We start from the raw sequence: 15,846 nt of genomic DNA, 5'->3' as shown, positions 1-15,846 counted from the left end.
GGGGGTTACGGGCGCCAGCCTCCACCGCCACCGCCCTTGCCGGGGAAGCCCGGCGGGAGGAGGTTCTGGAGGCCGGGCATGCCGCCGCGCAGCATGCCCTGCTTGCCCAGCTTCTGGACCTTCTTCATCATCGAGCGCATGTCGTCGAACTGCTTCAGCAGCTTGTTGACGTCCTGCACCGTGGTGCCGGAGCCGGCGGCGATGCGCTTGCGGCGCGAGGCCTTGATGAGGTCGGGGTTCTTGCGCTCCTTCTTGGTCATGGAGGAGATGATCGCCTCCTGACGCTTGAGGATGCCGTCGTCGATCTTGGCGTCCTTGAGCTGCGCCTTGATCTTGCCGACGCCCGGCAGCAGCCCCATCAGGCCGGACATGCCACCCATCTTGCGGAGCTGCCGGAACTGCGACGCCATGTCGTCGAGGTCGAAGCCCTGGCCCTTCTCGATCTTGCGGGCGAGCTTCTCGGCCTCGTCCTTGTCGATGGTCTCGACCGCCTTCTCCACCAGGCTGACCACGTCGCCCATGCCGAGGATGCGGCCGGCGATGCGGTCGGGGTGGAAGGACTCCAGCGCGTCGATCTTCTCGCCGACACCCAGCAGCTTGATCGGCTTGCCGGTGATCTGGCGCATCGACAGGGCGGCACCGCCGCGGGCGTCGCCGTCCACGCGGGTCAGCATGATGCCGGTGATGCCGACCTTGTCGTTGAAGTTGGTGGCGACCGTGACCGCGTCCTGGCCGGTCATGGCGTCGGCGACCAGCAGCGTCTCGACCGGTTTGGTGGCGTCGCGGACGGCCGCGACCTCCGCCATCAGCTCCTCGTCGATGGACAGCCGGCCGGCGGTGTCCAGCATGACCACGTCGTAGCCTTCGCGCCGGCCGGTGTCCATGGCACGGCGGGCGATGGCGACCGGATCCTGGCCGGGCACGATGGGCAGGGTGGCGACGCCGGTCTGCTCGCCCAGCACCTTCAGCTGCTCCTGCGCCGCCGGGCGGCGCACGTCGAGCGAGGCCATCAGGACCTTCTTGCGGTCCCTGGTCTTCAGGCGCAGCGCGATCTTGGCGGTGCTGGTGGTCTTGCCCGAGCCCTGCAGGCCGACCATCAGGATCGGCACCGGCGGGGCGGCGTTCAGGTTGATGTCCTGGCCCTCGCCCAGCATCTCGACCAGATGGTCGTGGACGATCTTGATGACCTGCTGGCCGGGGGTGACGGAGCGCAGCACCTCCTTGCCCACGGCGCGCTCGCGCACCTGGGTGACGAAGTCCTTCACCACCGGCAGGGCGACGTCGGCCTCCAGCATCGCCACGCGCACCTCGCGCAGCGCGGCGGAGACGTCCTCCTCCGTCAGCGCGCCGCGGCGGCGCAACTTGTCGAAGATGTCGCCCAGGCGTCCGGTCAGGCCTTCGAACATGCGTGCGATGTCCTAAAATCGGGTCCTTCCCCACCACCGCTCCAAGCACAATCGCGCCAGTGCGCGACACTCGCGGACTGGCGGAGACGTTCCCCTGATCGGGGAGCGCCCGTGTCGATCGGCTCGACGGGGCAGGGACGCAGACCTTAGGCGGTGGCGGCGTCGGAGTCAACACGCGCGATCAAGGCGCCGGCCGCAGCCCCTTGATCGCGACTTCATAGGATCAAGGTCGTATCGCAGTTGCTGCCGTGCCGCATTAGCCTTACCGGGGTTTAACCCTTTTTTTGCGCATGAACGTCACAATCGGTCGCTCAACGTAGCAGGGTGTCTCTTTATGCCGGCCGGTCAGGAACTCGGAATGGGATCGCAGAGCGGAAAGCTGACGCAGAGCCAGCTCAACGCCATCCTTCTGCGGCACCAGGCGTTCCGCAAAAGCCAGCCGGGCGGGGTGCGCGCGAACCTGAAGCTGCGCGATCTGTCGCACCTGGACCTCAGCGGAATCGACCTGTCGGACGCCGACCTGTCGGGCGCCAAGCTGTTCAGCGCGAAGCTCACCGGCGCCAACCTGCAGAACGCCAACCTCTACGCCGCCGACCTGCGCCTCGCCAACCTGGAGAAGGTGGACCTGCGGCGCGCCGACCTGCGCGGCGCCTGCCTGCGCGGTGCGGTGCTGACCGAGGCGGTGCTGGTGGAGGTTGACCTGCGCGACGGCACGCTGCTGCATTACCAGGACGGCAGCATGCGCGAGCACAGCTTCGAGAACGGCGTGCTGACGGCGGAGCTGACCTCGGCCAACGTGCGCGGGGCCGACATGTCGCGGGCGAAGGTGGCGAACGCCTTCGTCATGCAGACGGACATGACCGACGCGATCCTGCGCGGCACCAAGTTCATGCGCGCCAACCTGACCAACGCCAACCTGACCGGTTGCGACCTGACCGACGCCGACCTGTCGGAGGCTAATCTGACCGGCGCCAAGCTGTCGGGCGCGGTGATGACCGGCTGCGCCATCAGCCGCGCCAACTTCACCAACGCCGTGCTGATCGGCGCCATCCTGGATTCGGCCCAGCTCCGCTCCCCCAACCTGCAAGGGGCGGTGCTTGCCAAGGGGCTCGACAACCCGGAGGCGGAGCTGACGGTCATACTGCGCAGCCATCTCGCCTGGATCGAAAGCGGCGGCAAGTCAGGGCGGCGGGCGGACCTGTCGACGGTGGACCTGTCCGGCCGCAAGCTTGACGGCGTGAACCTGTCGGCCGCGGTGCTCCAGTGCATCACACTGCGCGGGGCATCGCTGTCGGGAGCGACGTTGGCGATAGCCGACCTGTCGCTCAGCGACCTGCGCAAGGCCGACTTCACCCGCGCCGACCTGCGCGGGGTGAATTTCGAGCGGGCGACCCTCAACAACGCCGACCTCACCGGCGCCCAGCTCGGCCCCGTCCACATCCAGGCATCGAGCAGCCACGTCTGGCGCGCCAACCTGCAGCGCGCGCGGTTGGGGATGGCGATCCTGAAGGGGGCCGACCTACGCAAGGCCAACCTGTCCGGGGCCAGCCTCGTCGGCGCCGACCTTTCCGGCGCCAACCTGAGCGAGGCGGACCTGACCGGCGCCGACCTGACGGGGGCGGACCTGGACGGCGCGGTGCTGGATGGCGCCACCCTGGCCGAGGTGATCGGGCTGCGGGAGTAGGGGACGGCCTATCCGCGGTGCCGCCACGCTCCCGCCCGGTACGCCACGCGCACGTGGCGGATCAGCAGGTTGCGGGCCTCGATGAGTTGCGCCATGCGCTCGCGGCAGGCGACCACGCCGGTGTCGGGGTGGTAGACGGGGGCCAGTTCGCGGAAGCGGCGGACGACGCGATCCTCGTCGAAGCACCATTCGTTCCCGAACCCGAAGATCTGCGCGGCGTCCCGCACCTCGCGCACGCCGCCGTCCAGCGGCCGGAAGGACACCCGCTCCAGCGCGTTGGCGAGCGATTTGGCGCGGTATTCCAGCGTTTCCACCCGGTTTCGCAGCCGGTCGGCCTGCGCCGCCGGGACCGTCGCCCCCTCGGCAAGGTCCAGCGCCGCGGCCAGCGCGCGGCGGACAGCGGCGGGATCCTCCCGCCGCGGCAGGTGCAACACCAGCACACCGGGGCCGGGGCCGGGGTCCTCCGCCGCCGCGGAGCCCAGCAACAGGGCGGCGGAGGCGATGGCGGTCGGGGTGCCACCGCGCCGGGCCGCGAGCTCCGCCACCCGCCGGGCGAAGCCGGGATCGCAGGGCACCGGCTGCTGGACCGTGGCGCCCGGCAGGGCGGTGCCGGCCGAAACGCTGGCACCTGGAAACGCCACCCCTTCCGCCGCGCCGGGCAGCGGATCGAAGGAGAAGCCGTCGGGTGCGGTCATCGTCGGCACCAACTTTTATAGTGTGGTCACGATCTTACGAAAGCATTAGCGTTCGCGCAACGGTCCGTCCGGAGCCGCCCGACCGCGGGGCCGTGCGATTGCGCCGCACCCCGGCCGCACCCCGGCCGCACCTCGAACGGCCGCGGCGGTGGACAGCATCCGGCGAAATGGCTTAAGGCTCCCCCGCCTTGGACCTGCGTTGGGAACGGAAGACGTGGCGAAGACACACAAGGGCAAGCTGCCGCTCGACGCGGCGACCGGCAAGCTGGCCGGCCGCCTGTGGCGGGAATGGGTCCGCCCCTACCGTGGCCGTCTGGTGGTCGCCATGCTGCTGATGGGCGTGGTGGCCGCGGCCACCGGCGCGTACCCGCTGCTGATCGAGCAGTCCTACGCCATGTTCCAGGCGGACGACCGGGCGATGCTGTTGCTCATCCCGTTCGCCATCGTGCTGGTGACGGTGGTCAAGGCGACGGCCCTCTACGCCCAGACGGTGGTCACCGCGGCGGTGGTGCAGCGGGTCATCGCCGACGTGCGGCTCGCCATGTTCAAACATCTGCTGACCGCCGACATGGCACAGCTCCACGCCGCCCCCACCGGCACCCTGACCAGCCGCTTCATCAACGACGTCGACCTGATCCGCAACGCGCTGAGCCGCGTGCTGACCGGGCTGATCCGCGACGTGCTGACGGTGGTGGCGCTGGTCGGCTCCATGTTCTACCTGGACTGGGCGCTGTCGCTGATCTTCTTCGTGGTCTACCCGCTGGCCGCCATCCCCATCGTGCGCATCGGCCGCCACATCCGGCAGGTCAGCCGTGAGACGCAGGCGCAGATGGGCGACATGACGGCGCTGCTGTCGGAAAGCCTGTCCGGCGCCCGCATGGTCAAGACCTTCAACCTGGAAGCTTACGAGACGAAACGCGCCGATGCGGCGTTCGAGGAGAATTTCCGCCTGACCATGCAGGCGACGCGCCAGCGCTCCCGCCTCGACCCGATGCTGGAGGTTCTCGGCGGCGTCGCGGTGGCCGGGGTGATCGCTTTCGCCGGCTGGCGCATCACCAGCGGCTCCGGCACGGTGGGGGAGTTCTCGGGCTTCGTCGGGGCGCTGCTGATCGCGGCCCAGCCGGTGCGCGCCATCGGCACGCTGAACACGGCTCTGCAGGAGGGTCTGGCCGCCGCCCAGCGCATCCTGGAGGTGATCGACGCCCCGCCCGCGATCCGCGACCGGCCGGACGCCGCACCGCTGCGGCTGGAGCGCGGTGCGGTGCGGCTGGAGGATGTGGCCTTCGCCTACGAGCCGGGGGCCGACACGTTGAAGGGGGTGTCGCTGGACGTGGCACCGGGCACCACGGTGGCGTTGGTCGGGCGCAGCGGCGCCGGCAAATCCACCGTCTTCAACCTGATCCCGCGGCTCTACGACGTGAGCGGCGGGCGGGTGCTGGTGGACGGGCAGGACGTGCGGGGGGTGACGCTGGCCAGCCTGCGCCGCGCCGTCGCCGTGGTCAGCCAGGACACGGTTCTGTTCAACGACACGCTGCGCGCCAACATCGCCTTCGGCCGGCTCGACGCCAGCGACGCGGAGATCGAGGCCGCGGCGCGCGCGGCCGCGGCGCACGACTTCATCGCGGCGATGCCGGAAGGATACGCCACCATCATCGGCGACCGCGGCGTGAAGCTGTCCGGCGGCGAACGCCAGCGGGTGGCGCTCGCCCGCGCCTTCCTGAAGGACGCCCCCATCCTGCTGCTGGACGAGGCGACCAGCGCGCTCGATTCGGAATCGGAACGGCTGGTGCAGGAGGCGCTGGAGCGGCTGACCCGCGGGCGCACCACCCTGGTCATCGCCCACCGCCTCGCCACCGTGCGCAACGCCGACCGCATCGTGGTGATGGAGGATGGCCGGGTGGTGGAGCAGGGCACCCACGACGACCTGCTGGCGCAGGGCGGCGCCTACGCCCGGCTGTACCGGTTGCAGTTCGCCGCGGACGCGCCGGCGGAGGGGTAGGCGCGCGTCAGCCGCCCGGCGCCGCCGGGAACTTCGCCACCACATCGCGCACGGCGCGGTCGCGCGCGATGGTCAGGGGCAGCCAGGTGCCGGGCGGCTGGCGCTGCACGGCGGCGGTGAGGTCGGCGGCGCGGCGCACCGGGGTGCCCGCCGCGGCGGTCACGACATCGCCGGGCTTCAGACCGGCCGCGTCGGCGACGCCGCCCGCCTGCACCGCGCGGATCACGGCACCCTCGGCGGTGTCCTCCAGCCGGACACCCAGCCTGGGGCGCGGTGTCTCCGCCCCCTGCACGGGCCCGAGCCCGAACACCGCGTCGGCCAGTCCGTCGTCCAGATCCTCGCAGCCGCGCGCCGCCTCCCACGGCAGCAGCACGACCGCATCGGCGATGCCGAGGTCGGCGAGCTGGTGCGGAACGCCGTTCCGCCCCTCCACATGGGCCATGCCCATGATGGCTACGACGGTGCGGCCGGTGGCGTGGCTGGTCTCGGCGATGCGCTCGGCCATGGCGCGGTCCCACACCGACTGCGCCTCCACGAAACGCTGGAAACCGGCCGACTGGCGCTCGCCCGGCCCGTGCGCGGCCATGGCCTCGGACAGCCGCTCCAGATAGGCGTCGGTGGGGCGGGCGGGGTTGCCCACCCCCTCGCGGTCGGCCGCGGGAATGGCGGCCCAGCCCTCCCGTGCGGTGCGCGACACCAGCGCGCGCTCGACGTTCAGCGCCACCAGCGGGATGCGGTTCATGCGGGCGAAGTGCAGGATCGGCAGGTAGAGCTCCGCCGGATAGCCCCAGACGCGGTCCCAGTCGCTCTCGCGCAGGAACTCCGCCTCGCCGGTCTGACCGGCGGTCCAGCGGTCGAGCGCCGGCTGCGCGCGCCGGGGAAACATCTCCAGCCCGATGGCGATGTCCGGGTTGCGGGCGTGGATGGCGGCGATGGTCTGGAGCTGCCAGCGGTGGTGCTCCGGGCTGTCGTGATGCTCGCCCAGCAGCACGGCGGGGGCGCGGGCGGCGCGGGCGATCAGGCCCGCCGTCTCCAACGGCCGTCCGGCCCCGGTCGCCCAGAAGCCCGGGGCCACACAGAGGCCGGACGCCGATTCGGCCGCGGCGGCGTGACGGACGGCCGGTTCCTCGCCGACGCAGGCGGCCAGGAACAGGGTCAGGACCAGGGCGGCACGCACGGGTCTTTCTCTCCCTCCGTCAAGCTCCAGCCATGGAGGTTGGGTGCGGGGGGCGTCTGGTCAACCATGCCGATGCGGTTGGGGGGCGGCGCTGGCGGACAGGCCCGTTCCGCGCTATCCTTCCGGTCATGCCGCACCGCAAGACCGTCATCCTCACCGGCGCCAGCCGGGGTATCGGACACTCCACCGTCAGCCGCTTCAGCGCGGAGGGATGGCGCGTCATCTCCTGCTCGCGGGAGGACGTGCCGGCGCATTGCCGCCGCGACCCCAACTGGACCCACCACATCACCGCCGACCTTGCCGACCCCGCCAGCCGCATGGCCTTCGTGGAGGAGGCGAACCGCGTGCTCGGCGGTGATCCGCTGCACGCGCTGGTCAACAACGCCGGCGTGTCGCCCAAGACACCGATCAAGGAGCGGCTGGGCTGCCTGAACGGCGACATCGCCGGCTGGTACCGCGTGTTCGAGCTGAACTTCTTCGCACCGCTGGTGCTGGCCCGTGGTTTTGCCGCGGCGCTGTCACGCGGCAAGGGCGCGATCGTCAACGTCACCTCGATCGCCGGGCATCAGGTTCACCCCTTCGCCGGCTCCGCCTATTCGACGTCCAAGGCCGCCCTGTCCGGCCTGACGCGGGAGATGGCGGTGGAGTTCGCGGAGATCGGCGTGCGCGCCAACGCGGTGGCCCCCGGCGAGATCGAGACCGCCATGACCGGCCCCGAATACGACGTGCTGATCCCGCGCATCCCCTTGAAGCGCATGGGAACGCCGGAGGATGTGGCGGCGGTGATCTACTACCTGAGCGGCCCCGATTCGGGCTACGTGACGGGCACGGAGATCTTCATCACCGGCGGCCAGCACCTGTTCTAGCTCCGAACGCCGTTTTCCAAGGCATCAGCCACGACGGATATGCCGCCGGATGCTGCTCTTGCGGGATCCGGATGATGGTCCTTGTCCGGTCAGCACTGGCATTGCGGAACGAGCGCCCGGCGGTTGCCGACCGGGAAAAAGCGCAATCTTGCCCATACCCAGAACGTCCATCCGCATTTCTCGGACGCACGATCATCCGCCAAATACCTAAATTCAAACCAGGACCTGCGGCGCGGCGGCCGATGCGCAGCCGGTCGGAGTAAGCGCAAATTTGCGCACGCCAACTCCCCAATCAGACGGCGCGCACCAATCATACGCTTTTACTACATACGAATACGTGTGTATGTTGGCGAAATTCTCCGCAAAGGTGCAATAAATGACTTGACGAAGCGCAGGGGTAATGTACGAATTTGCCTATGCAATTCATGCACGGAGGCGGTGATGGTAGAGCGGGCGCCCTTCGACGATGAGGAGGATTGGGGAGACCGGGATAAGGATCGGGGATCCCGCGCAAGGCGGTGGATCGTGGATCTGATTGCTCGTCTTCCCGCGGTCAAGCTGCGGATACGATACACGAGTGAAAGGTCGATTCGCGGAAAATAGCGCAAGTCCAGCAATCAGTGCCGGATCCTGATCGTATCCGACACTGATTGCAAGATGTGCGCTCAACAGCTTTGCGATCTGCCGAGAGGAGGGCAAAGCCACGCATGTTCACCAAGGAGGAGTTCATTCAGTGGCGGCGCGCCAAGAACTTCACGCAAGCCGGTGCCGCCGAGCATCTGGGCGTGTCCCGGCGCACCGTCCTGAATTGGGAGGCCGGCAACTCGCCCGTGCCCGACACGATCATCAAACTGATCGACGCGCTCGGCGAACTGCATTTGGCCAAAGCCGTAACGATGGAAGAAACCGAGTCGAACGAAGGAGCAGGCATCATGGCGATCATTAAGCGCGTTGACAGCAGCAAGATCGAAAAGACGCTCGGCGAGTACCTTTCGGAACTCGCCAAGAAGGACAACTGCATCGACGCCGCGTTCATCGTCGATTTCGTCAACGGCGGGGTGATCGAGGAAAACGACTACAAGGAAAAGACGAAAATGCTGAACTACGAGGATATCGCGGCGGAAATTCCGAGCGTGATCAAGGCGTACAAGCAGTTCTCGGAGAGCGGCATCGGCGGTTCGTCGCTGCGCCACATCGACATCGCACTCGAACAGGTCGTGATGCGCGTCAGCCCGCTGTCGCAGCCCGACCTGGGGGTCGTCTTCGTCAACAGCAACCCGGCAACCTTCGTGCTGACCAAGTTCGACCGGAACTCCCGGATCGCCGTCGAGGAGGTCGATCGCCTCTACAAGGATTGATGCCGCTCCTACATCATCCGCCGCAGGGTGTCGAATTGCACAAAAGCCCTTCCCGGTTCGCCGGGAAGGGCTTTTCCTTGTAGGCCGGCTTGCGATCCGATTGCCTCACCCCAGATCGAATGCGGCCACCGCGTTGGCGAAATCGTCGCTGAAATGCTCGCCGACGCGGATGATGGCGACACCCGGCGGCACCTCGCGCAGGACCGGGTTGTCGAGGCTCATCGACGTGAGCAGCGCCATTTTCACATCCTTGGTGGCGCTCATGGCCTTGAGGCCGCGGATCAGGTCGAGGCCGGACAGGCCGTCCATGACCATGCTGGCGATCAGCATGTCGGGCGGCACGCGCACGGCGTGGCCGATCGACTCGATGGGGTCGTTCACCTTCACGATGCGGAAGCCGCAGGCCGCCAGCTCCAAGCCCACCTTGCGCGCCACCACCTTGGACGGGGTCACCAGCATCACCTCGACGTCGCGAATCTCGACATCGGTGATCTCGAACTGGTAGCGGACGGGCAGGGCGCGGATGATCTGGTTGGTCTCTGCCAGCGCTGGCTGCTCGGCGCGATCGACCACCTCGGCGATGCGGTCGAGGAAGACCTGGAGGTCGGCGATCTGCGGCGGCGTCACCGTGCGGATGCCGTTCAGGTAATCCTCCAGCCGGTGGGCGATCAGGCTGACCGTCGGGTAGCCGAAGGACGTGCCCATGCCCTTGAGGTTGTGCGCTTCCAGCCGGACGACCCCGACCACGTCGGCCGCCTCGCGGGTGCCCTTGGCTACACCGTCCAGCACGTCGTAAAGGGATTGCAACCGGTCACGGGCGTCATCGACGAATTCGAGCCGCAGCCGTTCTTCCAGGTCGTCGTGCAGGTTTGCGATGGCCATCGGGCGTTTCCGTTCTTGGGTGTTCCGGCACCATGGGGCTGATGCAGGGTACACCAAACGGATAGCCGCGGACAGTGCCGCACGCGACCCGCTGCGGTTCGCCGCAACCGGAGGCTAGAGGCGATCCATGAGCTGGTTGAACCAAGCGAGTCGCTCGCGGGTCTGCGCGATGTCGTGGCTCAGCCACTCCGTCAGGTGGCCGCTGTCACCAGCATGACGGTGCACGAGGTCGCCCAGCCGCGCCAGCTCCGTCTCGTGCAGGGAGGCGAGCTGGTCGATCTGGTCGCGCTGCGCCTCGCGGTCGAGCAGATGCAGGAACCGCAGCTTCAGGGCGACCACCAGCTTGTTGAAGCCGTCGGTGGAGGGGGCGCGCAGATTGGCGCGGATCAGCGTGTCGAACTCCACCCGCCCGGCGGCGGTGGGGCCGAGCAGCGCGTTGTCTTCCATCCCCGTGCCGTCCAGCGCCTCGATCAGCCCTTCGTAGCGCAGCAGCTCCAGCGAGGTGCCCATCAGGTCCAGCGACGGCCCCATGATGCGGTCGAGGAAATGACGCACCGACGAGGCCAGCTCGGCGTAGCGCAGCGGCCCTTGCTGGATGAGGGTTCCGAGAACGACGAGGCGCACGGCCTCTTTCGGCATCAGCGAATTGTCGCGGTACATGATCCGTGCCCCGGCCCGTTGATAGCCATTCTCAACTCCAATGTAGGACGGGCGAGGGTCGCTGTCCAGGGCGACCATGCGGCGCAGCACGGATGACCCCAACCGGAACGCCGGGGGAGGGTGCCTGTTTGTGCCGGCGGAGGCCGCGTCGATGCGCGGTCGCGTTCGAAGGAGCCAGACACGTGACCACACACGCGAAGAGCATCGCCGCCATGACAGCCGGACTGTTCCTGCTGGCCGCGGTCCCGTCCGCGTCGGCGCAGAGCCAGGGGCAGCGTCCGGCGAATCCCGCGCAGTCCAACCCGGCCCCGGTGGAGCGCGGAACGCCCGGGCAGCTCGGCGACACCGACCGCGACTATGATCCTGGCGAGAAGGGCGTGGGCGAGCAGTACGGCACCAGCCGGCCCGATGACAACCTCACCAGCCCGGCGGACCCCACCCGCCGCCCGACCACCAGCCCGCCGGACGCGGCCGGCCGGAGCGACGGAGGGATGGGAACCGGGGCCACCAACGCCAAACCGCGGGAGCAGCTGCAGGGCAGCGGGCAGTAACGGCGGGATGACCCTCTCCCGCCGGGGGCGGGAGAGGGTGGGCAAGGATCAGGCGGCCAGTTTGCGCAGGTCCAGCCGGCTCCAGACGTCGAGCATGGCCTCCACCAGATGGGCCATCATGGCGTCGTCGTGCAGCGGGCTGGGGGTGAAGCGCAGGCGCTCGGTGCCGCGCGGCACGGTGGGGTAGTTGATCGGCTGGACATACACGCCGTGACGCTCCAGCAGCTCGTCCGACGCGCGCTTGCAGCGGTGGGCGTCGCCCACCATCACCGGCACGATGTGCGACACCGACGGCATGACCGGCAGGCCGGCCTTTCGCATCATCTCCTTCAGGGTTGCGGCGCGCTCCTGGTGGCGGGCGCGCTCGATCTGGCTGCGCTTCAGGTGGCGGATCGAGGCGAGCGCCCCCGCCGCCAGCACCGGGGCCAGCGAGGTGGTGAAGATGAAGCCGGGGGCGAAGCTGCGCACGCAGTCGATCAGCGCCGCCGAACCGGTGACATAGCCGCCCATCACGCCGAAGGCCTTGCCCAGCGTGCCCTCGATGATGGTCAGCCGGTCCATGGCCCCGTCACGCTCGGCCACGCCGGCGCCGCGTTCGCCGTACATGCCGACCGCGTGCACCTCGTCCAGATAGGTCATGGCGCCGTGGCGGTCGGCGACGTCGCACAGGTCGTGGATGGGGGCGATGTCGCCGTCCATCGAGTAGACGCTCTCGAACGCCACCAGCTTCGGCCGGGCCGGGTCGATCTGCGACAGCAGCTCGTGCAGGTGGGCCGGGTCGTTGTGGCGGAAGATGTGCTTCTCGGCGCCGCTGTTGCGGATGCCGGTGATCATGGAATTGTGGTTCAGCGCGTCCGACAGGATGACGCAGCCCGGCAGGATCTTCCCCAGCGTGGACAGCGTCGCCTCGTTGGAGATGTAGCCGGAGGTGAAGAGGAGTGCCGCCTCCTTGCCGTGCAGGTCGGCCAGCTCGCGCTCCAGCAGCACGTGGTAATGGTTAGTGCCGGAGATGTTGCGGGTGCCGCCGGCCCCGGCGCCGCACTCGTCCAGCGCGGCGTGCATCGCCTCCAGCACCACCGGGTTCTGGCCCATGCCCAGATAGTCGTTGGAGCACCAGACGGTGACCGGCCGCTCCACCCCGCCGGCATCGCGGTAGGTGGCCCGCGGGAACGCCCCGGCGTGACGCTCGAGATCCGCGAAGACGCGGTAGCGCCCGTCCTGCCTCAGTGTGCCGATCTGCTGCCGGAAGAAGCTCTCGTAATCCATCGCGTCGGTTCCGTATCCGTCTGTCCACCGGTGCCGTGCCCGTCGCCTGGCCGACCAGCCGGCGATGACCCTTTCGAGGCACAGGATCGCATCTTTGTTTCCGAAGAGCCATACGACATTGACCGAAGTCAATAGTATGGCGACGGAATGCGGTCGCGCGTACGGAGCGAGTCCCCCCGCACGCGCGACCGCAGGCTGTGTTTCAGTGGCTCATCAGCACGGGCACGGTCATGTGCTGGAGCATGTGGCGGGTCATGCCGCCCAGCACCAGCTCGCGCAGCCGCGACCGGCCATAGGCGCCCATCACGACCAGATCGGCGGACTCGTCGGCCACGGTGTTCAGCATCATGTCGCCGGGGTCCACCTGCTCGGTGGTCACATGCGCGGCTTCCACGCGGCAGCCGTGGCGCGACAGGTGGCGGGCGATGTCGGCACCGGGCTCGTCGCCCAGCACGCCCTTGGGGTTGACCGCCATGATGGTGACGCGGGCGGCGCGCGACAGCAGCGGCATGGCGTCGCCGACGGCGCGGGCGGCCTCGCGGCTGGCGTTCCAGCCGACGACGATGCGCTCGCCGATGCTGTCCCAGTGCCCGGCGTACGGCACGACCAGCAGCGGCCGGCCGCATTCGAACAGCAGATCCTCCGGCAGCGCCACGGGAATGTCGCGCTCGCGCCGCGGGTCGGGCTGGCCGACCACCACCAGGTCGGCGTAGCGCCCGTGCACCGCCGCCACGTCGGTGGGATGGCCGCGCACGACGCGCCATTCCGAGCGGTCGGTCAGGCCGAAGCGGCGCATGGCGTCGTCGAACAGGTCGCGCGCGGCCTGCGCCTGCTCCATTTCCACCTCGCGCTGGGTGATGCGCACGGATTCCGGCAGCTCCGCCTCGATGTAGGCGGGCAGGGGGCCCTGGCCGATGACGTAGAGTCCGGTGAGATGCGCGTCGTTGCGTGCGGCCACCTGCGCCGCGGCCGCGATCCGGGCGGCGGCGGAGGGCTGGTTGTCCACGAGGACCAGCAGATCCTTCAGTGCCATGGTCTCTTACTCCTTGGGGCGGCCGGTGTCCTCCCGGCCCGTCTGCACCGGCCCTCCCCTTGCGATTGCGGCCGGCATGGAACGATGATGCGCGCCCGGCGATCGGGATGTCCCTGCGCTGGATCAGTCCATGTCGAAAATCGCGGCGCTTTGTTTTGACGGACGGGTCGCCTTTCGCGTAATTGTTCGGTGTTGCTCTCCATTGGTGCCGTGTAGCCCGACCAGTCCATGACCCCGGATCGCCCACTCGACACGCTTGCACGTGCTCTGTCCGGTCGCGGTTCGGCGGCCGCCGGGCTGGACGCGTTCCGCCACCTTCTCGACGCGATGCCGGTGATGATCGGCCTCGTCGATGAGCGCCGCCGTCACGTCTTCGCCAACCACGCGTATCTGGAATTCACCGGACGCTCGATGGACGAGCTGGACGGCCTGTCCATGGCCGAGGTGCTGGGGGAGGATTTCCACCGCGCGGCACACTCCGCCATCGAGCGGGTGATGCGTGGCGAGACGGTGCAGACCGAGGGTTGGATGCCCAACCCGCGCGGCGGCCAATGCTACATGCTGCGCGTGCTGGCCCCGCACCGGGCGGAGGACGGCAGCGTCGCCGGCTGCTTCACCCTGCTCCAGGACATGACCGAGCGGCGGCAGTCGCAGGACGACCTGTTCCGGCTCGCCTACTACGATCCCGTCACCGCGCTCGCCAACCGCGCGCTGATGCTCAAGCACATGGGCGATTTCCGCGCCATGGGCGAGCAGTTCACCCTGATCGTGGTCGAGATCGACCGCTACCCCGACATCCGCAGCAGCCTCGGCCAGGCCTTCGCCGACGAGCTGCTGGGCGATCTGGCCGAGCGGCTGACCCGCGACGGCGGGCCGGTGGACCTGCTGGCGCGGGTCAGCGACCATGGATTCGGCCTGCTCATCTCCGGCCCCTGCGACGTGCCGGTGATCGAACGCCGGCTGGAGACGGTGTCGGCCATCGTGCGGCAGGCTCGCTCCAGCACCGGGGCCGCGGTGTTCCTGTCCGCCAGCATCGGGGTCAAGGCCACCGGCGATATCCCTGAGCGGGCCGAGGACGTGCTGCGCGACGCCGAGATCGCCGCGTCCCGCGCGCGAGAGGGCGGCGGTGGACGGCGGGCCTGGTTCGAGCCGGGGATGCACGCCCGCGTGGTCGAGCAGGTCAGCCTGGAGCACGACCTGCGTGGCGCGCTGGAGCGGGAAAGCGGGCTGTGGCTGGCCTATCAGCCGATCGTAGAGCTGGTGACGGGCGGTCTGGCCGGATTCGAGGCGCTGGCGCGCTGGAACCACCCGGAGCGCGGCAACCTGCCGCCGGGCGTGTTCATCCCGATCGCGGAGAGCACGGGGCTGGTGGTGGCGCTCGGCCGCTGGGTGCTGCGCGAGGCCTGCCGCCAGATCGTCGATTGGCAGGACAAGCGGCTGCCGGGATCGGCCCCTCTGTTCATGAGCGTCAACCTGTCGCCGCGTCAGCTCGTGGACCCCGGATTCGTCAAGACGGTGCGCGGCATCCTGCGCGAAACCGGCTGCGAGCCGCAGTGGCTGAAGCTGGAGATCACCGAGAGCGCGGTGATGGACAAGGCCGAGCAGGCCATCGCCATCCTGCAGGAGCTGCGGGCGCTCGGCATCAAGATGTCGATCGACGATTTCGGCACCGGCTATTCCAGCCTGAGCTACCTGCACCGGCTGCCGATCGACAGCCTGAAGGTCGACCGCTCCTTCGTGTCGGCGATGCACCAGTCGGAGGAGAACCGGGCCATCGTGCGCATCATCGTCGATCTCGCCCGCATCCTGGGCTTCGACGTGATCGCCGAGGGCATCGAGACCATGGCCGACGCCAACCTGTTGCGCGCGCTCGCCGTGGACTACGGCCAGGGCTACCACTTCGCCCGGCCGCTGCCGGTGGGGGAGGCGGAGAAGCTGGTGATCGACGAGCCGCCCTGGCGTGAGCGGGGGTAAAAAAAGCCCTCCCCCGTCGTAAGATGGGGGAGGGTCGGGCGGGGGGCCGGATGCGGAAACGCCGAACGCCCGTTTATGCCGCCTTGTCCTTCACCGAGCAGGTCTTCACGCCGAGCAGGGTGTAGGCCGGGCAGAAGCCGATGAAGGCGGTCAGCAGGGGCACGACGCCGATCCAGCCCCAGGCGGTCTGCGGGCCGACGAAGACGAGCGCGATCAGGATGAGGCCGACGATGGCGCGCAGCGCGCGGTCGATGGTGCCGACGTTCACGGGCATGGGACTTCTCCTTGGCGTAGG

The 15,846-nt window shown here is 68.9% G+C and carries 14 protein-coding genes; 6 read left to right on the top strand and 8 right to left on the bottom strand.

Features of this window, described 5'->3' with window-relative positions; all coding sequences use genetic code 11:
• Positions 1-5: 5 nt before the first annotated feature.
• Complete coding sequence (gene ffh, locus HL658_RS13120; protein WP_180282415.1) at positions 6-1,406, bottom strand: signal recognition particle protein; 1,401 nt, start codon at positions 1,404-1,406, stop codon at positions 6-8.
• Between the two features lie 358 nt (positions 1,407-1,764).
• Here ffh and HL658_RS13115 point away from each other — a divergent pair, with 358 nt between their 5' ends.
• Positions 1,765-3,090: a pentapeptide repeat-containing protein gene (locus tag HL658_RS13115; RefSeq protein WP_246337545.1), complete on the top strand. Its 1,326-nt coding sequence runs from the start codon at positions 1,765-1,767 to the stop codon at positions 3,088-3,090.
• 8 nt (positions 3,091-3,098) lie between these two features.
• Here the strand turns inward: HL658_RS13115 and HL658_RS13110 are convergent, their stop codons facing one another.
• Positions 3,099-3,785 carry a hypothetical protein gene (locus HL658_RS13110; protein ID WP_180282413.1) on the bottom strand — a complete coding sequence of 229 codons (687 nt, stop codon included), beginning with the start codon at positions 3,783-3,785 and terminating at the stop codon, positions 3,099-3,101.
• A gap of 214 nt (positions 3,786-3,999) precedes the next feature.
• Between HL658_RS13110 and HL658_RS13105 the strand changes: the two genes are divergently transcribed.
• Complete coding sequence (locus HL658_RS13105; RefSeq protein ID WP_343055090.1) at positions 4,000-5,784, top strand: ABC transporter ATP-binding protein; 1,785 nt, start codon at positions 4,000-4,002, stop codon at positions 5,782-5,784.
• A gap of 7 nt (positions 5,785-5,791) precedes the next feature.
• Here HL658_RS13105 and HL658_RS13100 read toward each other — a convergent pair whose 3' ends face one another.
• The gene (locus tag HL658_RS13100; protein WP_343055089.1) at positions 5,792-6,961 is read right to left on the bottom strand and encodes a ChaN family lipoprotein; all 1,170 of its coding nucleotides are present in this window, start codon (positions 6,959-6,961) and stop codon (positions 5,792-5,794) included.
• 128 nt (positions 6,962-7,089) lie between these two features.
• Between HL658_RS13100 and HL658_RS13095 the strand changes: the two genes are divergently transcribed.
• Together HL658_RS13095 and HL658_RS13090 are read left to right on the top strand one after the other, a co-directional pair.
• Complete coding sequence (locus tag HL658_RS13095; RefSeq protein WP_180282412.1) at positions 7,090-7,827, top strand: SDR family NAD(P)-dependent oxidoreductase; 738 nt, start codon at positions 7,090-7,092, stop codon at positions 7,825-7,827.
• Positions 7,828-8,534: 707 nt separating this feature from the next.
• Positions 8,535-9,185 carry a helix-turn-helix domain-containing protein gene (locus HL658_RS13090; protein WP_180282411.1) on the top strand — a complete coding sequence of 217 codons (651 nt, stop codon included), beginning with the start codon at positions 8,535-8,537 and terminating at the stop codon, positions 9,183-9,185.
• A 105-nt stretch (positions 9,186-9,290) separates the two neighbouring features.
• On the opposite strand, the gene HL658_RS13085 is transcribed toward HL658_RS13090, so the two are convergent.
• Both HL658_RS13085 and HL658_RS13080 read right to left on the bottom strand, forming a co-directional pair.
• Complete coding sequence (locus HL658_RS13085) at positions 9,291-10,067, bottom strand: Hpt domain-containing protein (protein WP_180282410.1); 777 nt, start codon at positions 10,065-10,067, stop codon at positions 9,291-9,293.
• A gap of 114 nt (positions 10,068-10,181) precedes the next feature.
• Complete coding sequence (locus HL658_RS13080; protein ID WP_180282409.1) at positions 10,182-10,727, bottom strand: hypothetical protein; 546 nt, start codon at positions 10,725-10,727, stop codon at positions 10,182-10,184.
• A 182-nt stretch (positions 10,728-10,909) separates the two neighbouring features.
• Between HL658_RS13080 and HL658_RS13075 the strand changes: the two genes are divergently transcribed.
• On the top strand, positions 10,910-11,278 hold the full coding sequence (locus HL658_RS13075; protein WP_180282408.1) for a hypothetical protein: 369 nt from the start codon (positions 10,910-10,912) through the stop codon (positions 11,276-11,278).
• Positions 11,279-11,326: 48 nt separating this feature from the next.
• Here HL658_RS13075 and hemA read toward each other — a convergent pair whose 3' ends face one another.
• Together hemA and HL658_RS13065 are read right to left on the bottom strand one after the other, a co-directional pair.
• Positions 11,327-12,544: a 5-aminolevulinate synthase gene (gene hemA, locus HL658_RS13070; protein ID WP_180282407.1), complete on the bottom strand. Its 1,218-nt coding sequence runs from the start codon at positions 12,542-12,544 to the stop codon at positions 11,327-11,329.
• A 202-nt stretch (positions 12,545-12,746) separates the two neighbouring features.
• Positions 12,747-13,577: a universal stress protein gene (locus HL658_RS13065; RefSeq protein WP_180282406.1), complete on the bottom strand. Its 831-nt coding sequence runs from the start codon at positions 13,575-13,577 to the stop codon at positions 12,747-12,749.
• A 228-nt stretch (positions 13,578-13,805) separates the two neighbouring features.
• Here HL658_RS13065 and HL658_RS13060 point away from each other — a divergent pair, with 228 nt between their 5' ends.
• Positions 13,806-15,551 (top strand): putative bifunctional diguanylate cyclase/phosphodiesterase, encoded by a 1,746-nt coding sequence (locus tag HL658_RS13060; protein ID WP_180282405.1) that lies wholly within the window; start codon positions 13,806-13,808, stop codon positions 15,549-15,551.
• Positions 15,552-15,624: 73 nt separating this feature from the next.
• Here HL658_RS13060 and HL658_RS13055 read toward each other — a convergent pair whose 3' ends face one another.
• Entirely contained in the window at positions 15,625-15,825 is a 201-nt protein-coding gene (locus tag HL658_RS13055; protein WP_180282404.1) for a YgaP family membrane protein, read from the bottom strand.
• Positions 15,826-15,846 lie beyond the last annotated feature (21 nt).

The sequence above is a fragment of the Azospirillum oleiclasticum genome, from assembly GCF_013423485.1.
Taxonomy (GTDB): domain Bacteria; phylum Pseudomonadota; class Alphaproteobacteria; order Azospirillales; family Azospirillaceae; genus Azospirillum; species Azospirillum oleiclasticum.
Note: the sequence above shows the minus strand (reverse complement) of the source record. Positions and strands in the feature narration are given on the sequence as shown.